Here is a 15,908-nt window from a genome sequence, read left to right as displayed (position 1 = left end):
TATGCTAGAATTTATAAACTTGCAAAGTATTCCTGTTTTTTTATTGGTTTTTATTCGTGTCACTGCATTTTTTGTAGTAATGCCTTTGTTTTCTTATCGTACGATACCCGTCCCATTTAAAATTGGAATTAGTTTTTTTCTAGCATTCATCCTTTACTATACGGTAGATGGCTCGGCAATTATGTTTGATAGTACATATCCTTTCTTGATACTAAAGGAAATGTTGGTTGGAGTGTTAATTGGCCTAATTGCGTATATTATTGTATCTGCCATTCAAATTGCTGGTGGATTTATAGATTTTCAAATGGGATTTGCTATCGCAAATGTGATTGATCCCCAAACTGGGGCGCAAAGCCCATTAATGGGACAGTATTTTTATATTATTGCGCTCTTATTCTTATTATCGGTTAATGGACATCATTTATTAATTGATGGGATATTTTATAGTTTTGAATTTATTCCATTAGATCGTTTCATTCCATTTCAAGATGGGACAATTGCAGATTTTGTTATTACTTCTTTTAATAAAATGTTTGTTATTGCATTTCAAATATCCATTCCTATAGTAGGTTGTTTGTTTTTAGTGGATGTGGCATTGGGAATCATTGCTAGAACAGTTCCACAGTTAAATGTTTTCGTTGTTGGACTGCCACTCAAAATACTAGTTAGTTTTGTCGTGATTCTATTTTTTATGAGCCTGTATGTTTCTTTGGCAAAAGGCTTGTTTAGTCTGATGTACGAGACAATGCATAGGTTAATGCAGTTGTTTGGAGGTGCGTAGCTTGCTATTAAAATTGGATTTACAATTTTTTGCGGGTGAAAAAACAGAAAAGGCAACGCCAAAGAAAAGGCAGGATGAACGAAAGAAAGGAAAGGTAGCGAAAAGCCAAGATGTTAATACAGGCCTATTGCTTTTATTTTCCTTTATTATATTAGTCATATTTGGTGCGTATATAAAAAATGGCATGCTGGCGATGTATCGCCAGTCCTTTACGGAATTTATTCATTGGGATATTACCGAAAAAACAGTAAGTCAACTTTTTAATGGAATAACTATTGAGACAGCAAAATTGTTAGCACCGGTATTTTTAATTGCCATAGTAGCAGGACTAGCTTCGAATTTAATGCAAATTGGTTTCTTGTTTACGACAGAGCCTTTGAAATTAGACTTAAAAAAAATTGATCCAATTCAAGGGGCTAAACGAATTTTCTCGGTTCGAGCGCTTGTAGAGCTAGCAAAATCATTATTAAAGATTACATTCATTGGTGCAATAACCTTTATGGTAATTTGGATGTATAAGGATGAAATGCTCATGTTATCCTTTAAGAATGCAGATTCATCCTTGGCTTTTTTTGGAAAGACCGCGATGGTGATGGGAATATCAGCTGCTGTTGTCTTGTTGTTTCTTGCTGTTTTTGATTATGCGTATCAACGCTATGATTTCGAAAAAAATATGCGAATGTCAAAACAGGATATTAAAGATGAACATAAGAACATTGAAGGAGATCCATTAATTAAGTCTAAAATTAAAGAAAAGCAAAGGCAAATGGCAATGCGTCGTATGATGAGCGAAGTTCCAAACGCAGATGTTATTATAACTAACCCGACACATTTTGCGGTAGCTATAAAGTACGATGAAAATAAAGCGAATGCACCATATGTCATTGCCAAAGGAACAGACTTGGTAGCTTTAAAAATTAGGGAAGTCGCAAAAGCCCATAATATTTCTACTGTAGAAAATCGTCCCTTGGCCAGAGCATTATATAGTCGACTTGAAATTGGCGATTTAATTCCTGAAGAATTTTATCAGGCAGTAGCAGAAATATTGGCTTACGTATATCGAATAGGTAAAAAAGCATAAGCAATAAGGGGAGAAGATTATGAAAGCCCGAGATTTATCCGTTCTGCTAGGTGTTATATTAATAATTGTCATGCTGGTAATTCCATTGCCAGGATGGATGCTCAGTATTCTTATTTTGCTTAACATATCGTTAGCATTAATTGTTATTCTTGTTTCGATGAATACGCAAGAGCCACTTCAATTTTCTATTTTTCCTTCTCTATTATTGCTCTTAACATTGTTCCGTCTTGGCTTAAATGTTTCTACGACGAGATCTATTTTATCAAAAGCAGAAGCAGGAGGCGTTGTAGACACATTTGGTAGCTTTGTTATTGGTAATAATCCGTTAGTCGGTTTTGTCGTATTCGTTATCTTAGTGATTATTCAGTTTCTCGTTATTACAAAAGGGGCAGAACGGGTATCCGAGGTAGCCGCACGTTTTACATTAGATGCAATGCCAGGAAAGCAAATGAGTATTGACGCTGACCTTAATGCTGGTTTAATTTCTGAGCAGCAAGCAAAAGAAAGACGTGAAAAGGTAGAAAAGGAAGCAGACTTTCATGGTTCGATGGATGGGGCCAGTAAGTTTGTAAAAGGGGATGCTATTGCTGGAATCATCATTGTATTAATTAACATTCTTTTCGGATTAATCATTGGAATGGTGCAAATGGACCTTTCTTTCCAAGAGGCAATAAATACCTTTATGCGACTCACTGTAGGAGATGGATTAGTAAGTCAAATACCAGCCTTGCTTATCTCAACCGCAACAGGAATCGTTGTAACGAGAATTAGTACGACTGGTAACCTTGGAAGCGATGTAACAGATCAGTTGCTTCAATATCCAAAGTTGCTTTTCATCGCTGCGGGTGCAATCTTTTTACTCGGTTTGACTCCGATTAACTTTTTCTTAACTACTTCCATTGCAGCAACACTTGGAATCAGTGCCTACTTTTTAACGAAGAAGCCGGAAGCATCTGAAGTTCAAGTAGAAGAAGCAGAAGATGAAACAGAGTCCTCCGCAATGAAGTCATCAGAAAATGTAGTTAGCCTTTTAAGCATGGATCCGATTGAATTTGAATTTGGCTATGCCTTAATTCCACTTGTTGATACGAAACAAGGAGGGGATCTATTAGATCGAGTGATTATGATTCGGCGTCAGCTTGCAATAGAGCTTGGAATTGTAATTCCTGTTGTTCGAATTCGTGATAACATCCAATTAAACCCGAATGAGTATCGTTTGAAAATCAAAGGTAATGAAGTTGCCTCTGGTGAATTATTGCTTGACCATTACTTGGCAATGACACCGAATATGGAAGAAGAATCGATTGAAGGAATCGAGACAAAGGAACCTGCCTTTGGATTGCCTGCAAAGTGGATTAGTGAGGAGAGTAAAGATGAAGCTGAACTCTTAGGATATACGGTAGTAGATCCACCTTCTGTTGTTTCCACGCATATAACTGAAATATTAAAGCAAGAGGCATATACATTATTAGGAAGACAAGAAACAAAACAGCTTATCGATCATCTAAAAGAGAATTACCCGATATTAGTCGAAGAAGTTACACCAGAGCCTTTAGCAATTGGTGATATTCAGAAGGTTTTAAGCAAGCTATTAAAGGAAAATGTTTCGATTCGTAATTTGCCAGTGATATTTGAAACATTGGCAGATTTCTCAAAAATGACGAACGATGCCGATCTTCTTTCAGAATATGTAAGACAAGCATTATCTGCACAAATAACGAAGCAGTATGCACAAGAAGATATGTCTATTCGAGTCATAACTGTATCAGGAAAGGTAGAAAAGATTATTGCGGAAAGCGTGCAACAGACAGAGCACGGGAATTATCTCGCCATGGAGCCAGACGTTCAACAAGAAATAATCAAGACCATTCACGGAGAAGCCGAAAAACTTGCATTGCAGGAAGAAACAGCCATTCTTTTATGCTCTCCTGCAGTTCGGATGTACTTAAAGCAGATTTTAGATCGTTTTATGCCACAGGTCGTTGTTCTTTCTTACAATGAATTAGAGCCAAATGTAAATGTACAAAGTGTTGGGGTGGTGAATGTAGCATGAAAATAAAAAAATACGTAGCACCGACAATGCCAGAAGCGATGCATCAAATTAGAAAAGAGCTTGGCACAGATGCAGTTATCTTAAATTCTAAAGAAGTTCAAAAAGGTGGCTTCCTCGGTTTTTTTAAAAAGCGAAAAATCGAGGTGATTGCTGCTTTGGATCCTAATCCGATACGAAAAAAGCCGCAAGCTGAAACGATGGCATTTCAAGAACCTAACTTAAAAAAGAAGCCTTTTGCTCAAAAAAAGTTAAAACAAGATGATCCTGTGTTGATGGAAATTAAGTACTTAAAAAAGATGATGGAACAACAAGCGGCACAACAACCAACTACTTTTCCGCCGACATATCAACCAATGTACGAGCACCTAGTTGAGCAAGAACTAGAAGCACAACTCGCAGCATCTATTATAAATAAAGTTATCGAATTACATGATAGTTTAGTAGATGCACCTTCAACAGAGCAAATTGTAAAAGATACATTAGCAGTAATAGAAAAGCAGCTATCTCCACTAACTTTTGAAGGAATTTCTTATCAAAAAAAGATTGTTCAATTTGTTGGACCTACAGGGGTGGGAAAGACAACAACTATTGCCAAGCTAGCTGCCAATAGTGTGTTAAAGGATAAAAAACGAGTTGCTTTTATTACAACAGATACATATCGAATTGCTGCAATCGAACAATTAAAAACGTATGCAAGCATATTAGATGTTCCGATCGAAGTAGCTTATTCATTAGACGATTATAAACGAGCTGTCAATCAATACAAGGATTATGATTTAATTCTAGTTGATACAGCAGGTAGAAATTTTCGAGATGACCACTATGTGCAAGAATTAAAAAATACGATTGACCTTGAAAAAAATGTAGAAACATATCTTGTATTATCGTTAACTGCTAAACAACAGGATTTAATAGATGTTGTAAACCAATTTAGTGGAGTACCAATTAAAGAGATGATATTTACGAAAATGGATGAAACAAGTCGATATGGCAGTATTGCGACCCTGGCATTACTTCAAGGCATGGGAATAGCGTATATTACAAATGGTCAAGATGTTCCGGACGATATAATCATGCCAACACCATATAAAATTAGTAAATTTTTAGTAGGTGAATTTATTGATGGCTGATCAGGCGGAAGGCTTACGAAAACAATTAAAGGCCCCTCCACTTTCCAATGAAAAAATTGGAAAAACAATCTCATTTGTAAGTGGAAAAGGTGGAGTGGGTAAGTCAAATACAGCATTAAATTTCTCGATCGAGTTAATTCGCGCTGGATATGATGTCCTCCTCATGGATTTAGACATTGGCATGGGTAATATTGAAATATTAATTGGACAACAAACGAGTTATACCATTGTTGATATGCTCGAAAGACAATTATCGATTACCGAGATAATCGAAGAAGGTCCAAATGGGTTACATTTTTTAGCTGGTGGATCTGGATTAGCCTCTATATTCACATTAGACAATACCAAAATGGATTACTTTCTCGATCAATATGCAAAAATAGTTCAAAAGTACGACTATATTATTTTTGATATGGGAGCAGGTGTTACCGCTGAAAGCATTCATTTTGTGCTAGCATCAGATGAGTGTATTGTTGTTACAACACCAGAGCCAACCGCAATTATGGATGCGTACAGCATGATCAAGCATATTATTAACAATGAAGATAATATGCCGATATATATAGTGATGAATCAAGCTGAGAACCCCAAAAGCGGGACCAAAGCCTTAGAGAGGTTTAAACGAATTATCTTCCACTTCCTAGATATAAATGTACATATGTTAGGTGTGTTACCACAAGACAAAAACGTATCACTTGCTGTAACACGTCAAATTCCATACGTATTGTTGAATAAAAAATCTGCCGTTGCAAGGGCACTTAAGCTGCTTGTAGTAAATTATCATACAAATCAAGCAACAACAAGACGTACAAAACAAGCTGATACTTTTATCGGCAAATTAAAACGATTTGTAAAGAGGTAGCCAGCAATGAAAAAAATTCGCGTGCTAGTAATTGACGACTCTGCATTTATGAGAAAAATGATCGCTGATATTTTAGAAAGTGCTGACCACATTCAAGTAGTAGCAACTGCAAGAAATGGTGTTGACGGCTTAGAGAAAGCTAGAAAGCATGCACCAGATGTAATTACTCTTGATGTGGAAATGCCAGAAATGGATGGAATAAGCACATTAACACGTATTATGAAAGAAATGCCAACACCAGTAGTTATGCTATCTAGTCTAACGAAAGATGGTGCTGCTAAAACTGTTCAAGCTATTTCAAAAGGGGCAGTCGATTTTATTGCGAAACCATCAGGATCTATTTCACTTGATATTGCCAAGATTAAGGAAGAGATTATCTCCAAAGTAATAGCAGCTGCAAATGTAAAGCTGCAAACAGCAAAACCAAAACAAAACGATTTATCTCGAATCCTACCTAAACAGCAGAATAAGCAATTTTCTAAATCAATTGTTGCAATTGGAACCTCCACTGGAGGACCGAGAGCTATACAGCGAGTACTGACAGAGCTTCCGAAGAATATTGCTGCACCAGTTGTCATTGTGCAGCATATGCCTGCAGGATTTACTCGCTCGCTAGCAGATCGCTTAAATAGTTTGACCCAGGTTCGCGTAAAAGAAGCAACTCATGGTGAGATTTTACATAATGGAACGGTGTATATAGCACCAGGAGATTATCATATGCGAATTCGTCAAGTTGGAACTACCTATGCTATTGAGCTTTCACAAGATGCCTTAATAAGCGGCCACCGCCCATCTGTTGATGTTTTATTTGAATCCATTTCGACGTTAACAAAGCTGAACAAAATCGCTATCGTGCTAACTGGGATGGGTAGTGATGGCGCAAATAGTATAAAGCTAATGAAAGAAAAGGATCCCAATACCGTAATTATTGCAGAATCGGAGGAATCTGCTGTTGTTTATGGAATGCCAAAGGCCGCAGTGAAAACAAACTCCGTTAATTATATTGTTCATCTTCATCAAATTGGAGAAACAATCTGTAAATTACTACCGGAATAGGAGGGGATAAAATGGATACAACGCAATATTTAGATGTATTTATCGATGAAAGCACGGAGCATTTAGAGGTCTTATACAAGCAGTTACTCGAGTTAGAAAAAAAACCTTCAGAAAAAACAATTATTGAAGAAATATTCCGAGCAGCCCATACTTTAAAAGGAATGTCAGCAACAATGGGGTATCAGGATCTGGCTAATTTAACACACAAGCTAGAAAATGTGTTTGACGGCATTCGGTATGACAAGCTTTCTGTTCAAGCATCTATGTTGGATATCTTATTCGAAGCAGTGGATCATCTGAATGCAATGGTGGAGGATATTTCAAACGGAGGCAATGGTGCAAGAGATGTTGTCAATATAGCACTTCAGCTAGAAAAACTAGAAAATGGTGAAACAGTCGATTCGGATTCTACTCGTACTCGAACTGCTGACTCTAAAGAAGCTGTATCTACGCAAGCATTCGATCATCTCGATGAATTTGAATTGTCCATTTTAAATGAATCATTGGAAAGAGGGTTCCACAATTACGAAATTATGGTGGAACTAACGAATGACTGTTTATTAAAGGGCGCACGCGTGTTTATGATCTTTGAAATACTAGAGAAGCTTGGAGAAGTAATTAAATCCTCTCCAGCTGTAACTGAACTAGAAGAAGAGAATTTCGACACGAGTTTTAACATCTTATTTGTATCCACCTCTTCTCAAAATGAAATAAAGAATAAGATTAACAAAGTTTCAGAAATTCATCATGTAGAAGTAACACCTTTCTCTGTGCAATCTAATAAAACGGAAAGAGAAGAACAGCTAACAGAAACAGACGTAGCACAAGCAGTAAGTGATACCGAAGCGAATAATAATTCTACTTCTAAAACTGGGGCATCAACTAAAACAATTCGAGTAAATATTGAACGCCTTGATATGTTAATGAATTTATTTGAAGAACTTGTTATTGATCGCGGAAGGCTTGAACAGATTGCAATGGATGTAAAGCATCCAGAACTAGAAGAAACCGTGGAACGAATGACACGAGTTTCTGGTAACCTTCAAAATATTATATTAACAATGCGCATGGTTCCCGTTGACCAGGTTTTCAGTCGTTTTCCAAGAATGATTCGCAAGTTAGCTCGAGAGCTGCATAAAAACATAGAGTTAGATATTATCGGGGCTGATACGGAGTTAGACCGTACAGTAATTGATGAAATTGGTGATCCGCTCGTACATCTTTTACGAAATGCAATTGATCATGGGATCGAAACCCCTGAAGAACGCTTGCAAAAAGGAAAGCAGGCACAAGGGACAATTAAGCTAGAAGCATTTCATAGCGGAAATCATGTTTTCATTGAAATTTCTGATGATGGAGCCGGAATTAATAAAGATAAAGTATTGAACAAAGCAATTAAAAGCGGTGTCATAACAGAAAAACAATCAGAAGCTTTAACCGACCAACAAATATTTGAGTTAATTATGGAGAGTGGATTCTCTACAGCAGAAGAAATTTCTGATATTTCTGGACGTGGAGTAGGGTTAGATGTTGTAAAAAATAAAATTGAATCATTAGGTGGAAATCTCACCATTGATTCAGAAGTTGGAAAAGGATCTGTTTTTTCAATACAATTGCCGCTGACTCTATCAATTATGTCTGTATTACTCGTTGAAATAGGAAAAGAAAAATTTGCTATTCCATTGTCCTCGATTATTGAAACTGCCGTGATTCGAAAAGACGAAATCATGTCTGCACATAAGAAAAAGATAATCGATTTTAGAGGAAATGTTGTACCACTTGCATTTTTAAAGCGTATTTTTCAAGTTCCACAAGAAGAGAAAGAAGCAGATGAATATGTTTCTGTCGTTGTTGTTAAAAAAGGTGATAAATTAGCAGGTCTTGTTGTTGATTCCTTTATTGGTCAGCAAGAGGTTGTCCTAAAATCAATGGGAGATTATTTAAGTAATATATTTGCTATATCTGGTGCAACTATTCTTGGAAATGGTGAAGTAGCATTAATTATTGATAGCAATGCACTAATTAAATAGATTCAAAAAGGAAAACAGCTGTTCATTGCATTAATAAAAGGCTAGGAATGTAAACCCTAACCTTTGAAAACAAACAGGGAGGCTTGAAAGATGGAAAATGATATAATGCTGGATAAAAAAGTAATTGTGTTTCAATTAAAGGATGAAGAGTATGCTGTAGAAGTAAGTAAAGTAGGTGGGATTGAACGATTACTCCCAATTACAAGAGTTCCACAAACAGCGCCATTTGTAAAAGGAGTTATTAATTTGCGTGGCGTGGTAACACCAATTATAGATCTTCGAGTTCGATTTGGGATCGAAGAACAAGAATACAACGAATCCACTAGAATTATTATTCTCAATCTTGATGATTTAGAAGTCGGACTCATTGTAGACGCTGCTAATGATGTCATCGATATTCCAAAAGATGCTATTGAACCACCTCCAGAAGTGGTAGGAGCTGTGGATGTCGATTATATCGAGGGAGTGGCAAAACTCGATAAGCGACTTCTTATTCTCTTAGATTTACAAAAGGTATTATCGAATGACGAAATGAATGAATTAAAACATGTTGAAGGGTAATGGAATGCACTTCAATCAACTTACGAGCATGCAAAAGGATGTACTGCGAGAGATTGGCAATATCGGTGCTGGAAATGCAGCAACTTCCTTATCCAAGCTCCTTAATAAAAAAATTGACATGCAGGTTCCAGCAGTAAACATTGTTGCATTTGATGAAGTTATGGATTTATTAGGCGGGCCTGAGAACTTAATTGTAGCGATCATGTTTCGAATTCATGGGGATGCACCAGGTACTGTTTTCTTTATTTTATCGATGGAAGAAGCAGTTGAGTTGGTTAATGAAGTGACAGGCAATGAAATTACGCTTTATGATGACGATCAAGTGCCAAACGATTTAGCGATATCTGCGCTACAAGAAATTGGCAACATTTTAACAGGTTCTTATTTATCAGCTCTATCTGACTTTACAGATTTGGATTTACATCCTTCTATTCCATATTTTGGTATTGATATGGCGGGAGCGATATTAACGGTTGGCTTAAATGAGTTATCACAAGTATCGGACTATGCGATTATTATTGATACGAAAATAAACAAAAAGAAACACATGGATGGGAATATGGGGCAGTTCTTTTTCCTGCCCGATCCAGAGGCGTTTTCAAAGCTATTTCATGCATTAGGGATTAACGGCTATGAATAAGATGCAAACCGTGATTAAAGTAGGTATAGCAGATCTTAATATCGTAAAAGCACCAGACACGATTCGTACTTCTGGACTTGGCTCATGTGTTGGGGCGGTGATTTATGATTTACCAAAGAAAATTGCTGGTATGGCACATGTTATGCTACCTGACTCAAGCCTGAATAAGCAATCTAATTTAAATGAAAGTAAGTACGCAGATACAGCAATACCCAAGTTAATTGAGCTATTAGTAGAAAATGGTGCTAGAAAATCTTCCCTTCAGGCGAAGTTGGCTGGTGGAGCACAGATGTTTCAATTGTCTGTAAGCTCGGATACAATGCGGATAGGTCCAAGAAATGTAGAGGCGGTTGAAAGGCAACTTGAAATTTTTCGTATTCCAATCATTGCTTCTGACGTGGGTGGCAATTGCGGACGGACGATTGAATTTGAACCAGAAACAGGTAAATTAAAAATTAAGACAGTAAACAAAGGTGAAACGTATATTTAACTAATGGACATGGAGAGGAGCGTATGGAATGAAAAAAAATCAATCTCCTCTAGAGCAAGAGCTATGGAATCGATGGCTCCAGGATAAGGATTGTCATGCAGCAGATGACTTAATACAACACTACATGTATCTTGTTAGTTTTCATGTAGAAAGAACTGCGAGTCACTTGCCAAGCATGATTAGTAAAGATGATTTAAGAAGCTATGGATTGTTAGGTTTGTTTGATGCATTAAAGAAGTTTGAGCCTAGCCGAGAATTGAAATTTGATACATATGCTTCCTTCCGAATAAAAGGGGCAATCATTGATGGATTACGAAGAGATGATTGGGTGCCTCGGTCCATCAGAGAAAAATCAAAAAAAATTGATCATGCCGCTCAGGAGCTTTTTCAAAAACTTCAAAGAGAACCAACATCGGAGGAAATAGCTAATAAAGTAGGATTAGATGTAAAAGAGGTCGAAACAATTGTAAAGGACGCATTGTTTACAAGCATGCTGTCCATTGAAGAAAAACCAAAAGAAAATGCACAGGATCGAAAAGAGGGAATTGGCTATTCAATTCCAGATGAAATGGTTATAAAACCAGAAGACAATATTCTAAACCTTGAATTAAAGGATGAACTTAAGGAAGGGATAAAAGCGCTCAATAAGAACGAACAGATAATTATTAGTTTGTTTTACAATGATGAGCTAACATTTACGGAAATTGGACATGTATTAGGATTAACTACATCACGGATTTCACAAATTCATAAAAATGCAATTTTCAAGCTCCGTAAAACGCTTGGGAAAGTTGTCGTTCACTTTTAGTCTGCATGTGATGGTTGAGTAACTTTTTCATTATGATAGTGTTGCGAATATACTAAAGGGGCTAAGAATCATGGAACAATTACAAAGATTTTTTAAGATTAATAATTCTAAGGATCGAATGAACGCTTATCTTCATTGTACGGATGAATATAGCGAATTAGATGTACAGCTTCACGAATCAGATATGATTAATTTTTTGAAGCAGCAAAATATTCGGTTTGGTATAATCCAAGAAAATGTACAACTAATTGTATCTAAGGATGCTTCCATTCAATTTCCACTACTCATTGCCCAAGGAACTCCAGCACAACATGGAAAAGACAGTGAAACAACTTATGAATTTGACTTCAGCACAGAGATTACCAAAAGTGATGACTGGAATTTCAGAGATGTCATGCGTATTCCGTCTGTTAAAAGCGGACAGCGCCTTGCTACGATTACGGAACCAACAAAGGGTCAAGATGGAATGGATATTTTTGGTAATAAACTAGCAGCCAGAGATGGAAAACCGAGTAATGTTAAACCAGGTAAACATGTTATTTATAAAGAATCAGATTTATCCTTTTATGCAGATGCGGACGGTCAGGTTAGTGTGAATGATCGTTTTATCCATGTGCATAATGTATATGAATTAAATGAAACGATAACGATGAAAACAGGGAACATTGATTTTGTTGGTTCCATCATTATAAAAGGGGATATCCCATCTGGATATACTGTAAAAGCAGAGGGAGACATTAAAGTTTTCGGAATGGTTGAGGCAGCTACGGTTATTTCAGGTGGTTCCATTATGATTTCAGAAGGATTAGCTGGTTTACAGAAGGGTGTGCTTAAGGCAGCAGACAGTATTCATATCGGCTATATAAATCAAGGAATTGTGCACGCAGGAAAGGATTTGTATGTAGAAAATTCAATATTGCATAGTGAATGTACTGCAGAGAATCAAGTTTTCTGCCAACGAGGAAATATTATTGGTGGATCATTATCTGCTGGAAAATCGATTGAAGCAAAGGATATTGGGAATCGATTAAATACGAAAACAGAATTATATTTCGGGATTATGAAGGAAGTTAATGAGCGTGAACAAAAACTGAATGCAGAGAAGAAGGAACTGCAAGCCACATTAATAAAGCTTGAAGCGATTGGCAAAAAATTAGCCCAAAATACAAGCATTCAAAATCAAGATGCCAAAATGAGAATCACCTTGCTACGCCAACAAAATTCCATGTATAAAGTGAAGAAAAGATTGGAAGAAATTGATTCTCTTCTTCAGCAAACGAATGCGAGTATTGGAAAAGAAGAGGAAGCGACTTTACTTGTAAGAGATCATTTATTTCCAAATGTAATCGTTTCATTTGGAAAATATAAACGATTAATTAATACAAATCATAAATATGTTAAAATAAAACTAGAACAAAATGAAATCGTAATCAACAGCCTGTAATCAGGCATCCAACCTTTTAAATATAGTTCTTACCAATACTAAGGATGTGGTTCTATTGAGTTGGAAGTCAATAGAGATGCAAGTAGCGCTGCCAAGAGTACAGGATGCAGGAAAACAACAAGAACAAATGCTTAAGCAAAATCAGCATTTCCAAGAGTCGCTTGCACAAAGTCAATTAAAGCAAGAATTAGCAAAACGTAAAAAAGTAAATGAATTAGAACAGTTTGATTATGTGAAAATGAATAAGCAAGAAGAAAAACAGCAGCATGAGCGCCACAAAGAGGAAAAAAAAGACGAGCAAGAAAAACAAGCACGGAACGAACATCCTTACTTAGGAAATACCATTGATTATAGAAGATAGAAGGGGTTAAAATGATTTCATTTTTATTGTTTGTAAGCTTTTTATTACATCTTATTTCTTTGACAGTTATTTTTATCATATTTAAGCAATCATATCATTCTAAACAACAAGCACCAGATGAGCTTATTCAGCTCATGGAAACGTATATCGAGGAAATAAAAGAAGAAAATAGGCGGTTACAGGAAGATATCTTATTATCGAAGGCCAAGGAAAAGGCCAATTTCGCTGCTACTCCAGCATATATAAAGAACGAGAAGGTAGCTAAGTCAGAAGTAGTGGCTACGAATGAGGAACAGGATGAATCGTTAATCCATGCAAAAGGAAAAGATGATCAAACAGATGACCAAGTTGAAGCTTCTTTACAAGCAAGGATTTTACAGCTACATCATCTAGGGAAAAGTACAGATGCAATTGCAAAAGAGTTAAACTGTGGAAAAACAGAAGCAGCTTTAATTATAAAATTACATGCAAAAAATAATAGAAATACTTGATTGCATCATTATCGTATGATATATTTATTTTTGGTGTAAATACCAAGTTCATTCAAATTGAATGAATCAGGATAAAAACACACGTTTGTTAATTTGTATATGTGGTGCCATAATTCGGGTTCTAATTACGGAAACCCTTGGTCTTTATACAAAAATGATGCAAACGGAGGAAAAAAACCATTAGGAGGAAAAAAGAATGTCAGTAATTTCTATGAAGCAATTGCTTGAAGCAGGTGTTCACTTTGGACACCAAACTCGCCGTTGGAATCCAAAAATGAAAAAGTATATTTTCACGGAAAGAAACGGTATTTATATTATTGACCTACAAAAAACAGTGAAGAAGGTTGAAGAAGCGTACAATTTCGTAAAGGACATTGCTGCAAATGGTGGAACGGTTCTTTTCGTAGGTACGAAAAAACAAGCACAGGACTCTGTTCGCGATGAAGCAACACGTTCTGGAATGTTTTATGTAAACCAACGCTGGTTAGGTGGAACATTAACAAACTTCCAAACAATCCGTAAACGTATCAATCGTTTAAAGGATATTGAGCGTATGGAAGAAGACGGTACATTCGACGTATTACCGAAGAAAGAAGTTGTGAATCTTCTTAAAGAAAAAGAACGTCTTGTTAAATTCCTAGGTGGAATTAAAGAAATGAAAAAGCTTCCAGATGCTTTATTCGTAATTGATCCACGTAAAGAACGTATTGCAATTGCGGAAGCGCATAAGCTAAACATACCGATTGTTGGTATCGTTGATACGAACTGTGATCCAGATGAAATTGATTATGTTATTCCTGCAAACGATGACGCTATCCGTGCTGTAAAGCTTCTTACATCTAAAATGGCCGACGCTATTTTAGAAGTAAAGCAAGGCGAAGAATTAGAAGAAGCTAAGGTTGAGGAAATTAAAGAAGAAGCGACTCAAGAAGAAGCTGTACAAGAATAAATTTTCAAGAAAAGGTCAGGTGATAAGAGGATAAGCCTTTTATCACCTTTTTTGAAAGAGATATTTCACTTGATTTAGGTGCTTCCTATAACTATGAGTGATTTGTTAAGTTACAGCGTATTACTTATAGATCCAACATCACTTGCGGGGTTATCTAATTCAAGACTTAAAAATTTAGCATCAAAACATTCAAGGAGGATTTATGATGGCAATTACTGCACAAATGGTTAAAGAATTACGCGAAAAAACAGGCGCTGGCATGATGGATTGTAAAAAAGCGTTACAAGAAACAGACGGAAATATTGAAAAAGCAATTGATTATCTTCGCGAAAAAGGAATTGCAAAAGCTGCTAAGAAAGCAGATCGTATTGCAGCTGAAGGTTCCACATATATTGAAGTTCACAATAATACAGCAGTACTTTTAGAAGTAAACTGTGAAACAGACTTTGTAACAAAAAATGATCAGTTTAAACAACTTCTTGCAGACTTAGGAAAGCATTTAGTTGAACAAAAGCCTACAACCGTTGAAGAAGCATTACAGCAAAAGCTTCATGGTGAAGGAGACACTGTAGAAACATATATTAATGGTGCGGTTGCAAAAATTGGAGAAAAAATCTCCCTACGCCGTTTCACGATTTTAACTAAAGGCGATAATGATACATTCGGAAGCTACCTGCATATGGGTGGACGAATCGGTGTATTGACATTGCTAGAAGGTACGACAGATGAACAAGTTGCGAAAGATGTCGCAATGCATGTTGCTGCTGTTAACCCAAGCTATGTTTCACGTGACGAGGTTGCAGAAGAAGAAGTAAACCGTGAGCGCGAAGTACTAAAAACACAAGCACTTAATGAAGGTAAACCAGAAAAAATCGTTGAAAAGATGGTTGAAGGTCGACTAGGTAAATTCTTTGAAGATATTTGCTTGCTCGAGCAAAGCTTTGTAAAGGATCCAGACCAAAAAGTGAAGAAATATGTTGCTGATAAAAATGCTACGGTAAAAGCATTTGTTCGTTATGAAGTTGGCGAAGGTATGGAGAAGCGTGAAGAAAACTTTGCTGAAGAAGTAATGAGTCAAATTAAAAAATAAAAGCTATTGTCATAGGGGACATCTATTGTTCCCTATTTCTCAATAGAATTACTTAGCGATACAAACAAGAATAAATAAACA

16 protein-coding genes are annotated in these 15,908 nt (G+C 36.4%); all 16 read left to right on the top strand.

Annotated elements, in window-relative coordinates; translation table 11 throughout:
* Position 1 precedes the first annotated feature (1 nt).
* The 16 genes from fliR (at position 2) to tsf (ending at position 15,827) form a co-directional block, all read left to right on the top strand.
* The gene (gene fliR, locus SPK86_RS07525; RefSeq protein WP_284139965.1) at positions 2–781 is read left to right on the top strand and encodes a flagellar biosynthetic protein FliR; all 780 of its coding nucleotides are present in this window, start codon (positions 2–4) and stop codon (positions 779–781) included.
* 1 nt (position 782) lies between these two features.
* Positions 783–1,862, top strand: coding sequence for a flagellar biosynthesis protein FlhB (gene flhB, locus SPK86_RS07520; RefSeq protein WP_284139966.1), 1,080 nt, complete (start codon positions 783–785; stop codon positions 1,860–1,862).
* Between the two features lie 19 nt (positions 1,863–1,881).
* Positions 1,882–3,915, top strand: a complete 2,034-nt coding sequence (gene flhA, locus SPK86_RS07515; RefSeq protein WP_284139967.1) for a flagellar biosynthesis protein FlhA — start codon at positions 1,882–1,884, stop codon at positions 3,913–3,915.
* Positions 3,912–5,045: a flagellar biosynthesis protein FlhF gene (gene flhF, locus SPK86_RS07510; RefSeq protein ID WP_330949018.1), complete on the top strand. Its 1,134-nt coding sequence runs from the start codon at positions 3,912–3,914 to the stop codon at positions 5,043–5,045. Before flhA ends, flhF begins: the two co-directional genes overlap by 4 nt.
* Positions 5,038–5,907: a MinD/ParA family protein gene (locus SPK86_RS07505; RefSeq protein ID WP_330949017.1), complete on the top strand. Its 870-nt coding sequence runs from the start codon at positions 5,038–5,040 to the stop codon at positions 5,905–5,907. Before flhF ends, SPK86_RS07505 begins: the two co-directional genes overlap by 8 nt.
* 6 nt (positions 5,908–5,913) lie before the next feature.
* Positions 5,914–6,963 (top strand): protein-glutamate methylesterase/protein-glutamine glutaminase, encoded by a 1,050-nt coding sequence (locus SPK86_RS07500; RefSeq protein ID WP_330949016.1) that lies wholly within the window; start codon positions 5,914–5,916, stop codon positions 6,961–6,963.
* An 11-nt stretch (positions 6,964–6,974) separates the two neighbouring features.
* Positions 6,975–8,993 carry a chemotaxis protein CheA gene (locus tag SPK86_RS07495; protein WP_284139971.1) on the top strand — a complete coding sequence of 673 codons (2,019 nt, stop codon included), beginning with the start codon at positions 6,975–6,977 and terminating at the stop codon, positions 8,991–8,993.
* Positions 8,994–9,083: 90 nt separating this feature from the next.
* Positions 9,084–9,554 carry a chemotaxis protein CheW gene (locus SPK86_RS07490; RefSeq protein WP_284139972.1) on the top strand — a complete coding sequence of 157 codons (471 nt, stop codon included), beginning with the start codon at positions 9,084–9,086 and terminating at the stop codon, positions 9,552–9,554.
* 4 nt (positions 9,555–9,558) lie between these two features.
* Entirely contained in the window at positions 9,559–10,194 is a 636-nt protein-coding gene (locus SPK86_RS07485; RefSeq protein ID WP_284139973.1) for a chemotaxis protein CheC, read from the top strand.
* A complete protein-coding gene (locus SPK86_RS07480; RefSeq protein WP_284139974.1) occupies positions 10,187–10,684 on the top strand; it encodes a chemotaxis protein CheD in 498 nt (165 codons plus the stop codon). The genes SPK86_RS07485 and SPK86_RS07480 overlap by 8 nt, the downstream gene beginning before the upstream one ends.
* 28 nt (positions 10,685–10,712) lie before the next feature.
* Positions 10,713–11,492 carry a FliA/WhiG family RNA polymerase sigma factor gene (locus tag SPK86_RS07475; protein ID WP_284139975.1) on the top strand — a complete coding sequence of 260 codons (780 nt, stop codon included), beginning with the start codon at positions 10,713–10,715 and terminating at the stop codon, positions 11,490–11,492.
* A 70-nt stretch (positions 11,493–11,562) separates the two neighbouring features.
* Complete coding sequence (locus SPK86_RS07470; RefSeq protein WP_284139976.1) at positions 11,563–12,936, top strand: DUF342 domain-containing protein; 1,374 nt, start codon at positions 11,563–11,565, stop codon at positions 12,934–12,936.
* 46 nt (positions 12,937–12,982) lie between these two features.
* Positions 12,983–13,297 carry a hypothetical protein gene (locus tag SPK86_RS07465; protein ID WP_284139977.1) on the top strand — a complete coding sequence of 105 codons (315 nt, stop codon included), beginning with the start codon at positions 12,983–12,985 and terminating at the stop codon, positions 13,295–13,297.
* 11 nt (positions 13,298–13,308) lie between these two features.
* Entirely contained in the window at positions 13,309–13,788 is a 480-nt protein-coding gene (locus tag SPK86_RS07460; RefSeq protein ID WP_284139978.1) for a DUF6115 domain-containing protein, read from the top strand.
* A 196-nt stretch (positions 13,789–13,984) separates the two neighbouring features.
* Positions 13,985–14,737: a 30S ribosomal protein S2 gene (gene rpsB, locus SPK86_RS07455; RefSeq protein WP_284139979.1), complete on the top strand. Its 753-nt coding sequence runs from the start codon at positions 13,985–13,987 to the stop codon at positions 14,735–14,737.
* A 205-nt stretch (positions 14,738–14,942) separates the two neighbouring features.
* Entirely contained in the window at positions 14,943–15,827 is an 885-nt protein-coding gene (gene tsf, locus SPK86_RS07450) for a translation elongation factor Ts (protein WP_284139980.1), read from the top strand.
* Positions 15,828–15,908 lie beyond the last annotated feature (81 nt).

This window comes from Virgibacillus sp. MG-45, from assembly GCF_036409425.1.
GTDB lineage: Bacteria > Bacillota > Bacilli > Bacillales > Amphibacillaceae > LDC-1.
The sequence above is the reverse complement of the archived record's forward strand: the minus strand, read 5'-3'. Positions and strand labels throughout refer to the sequence as shown.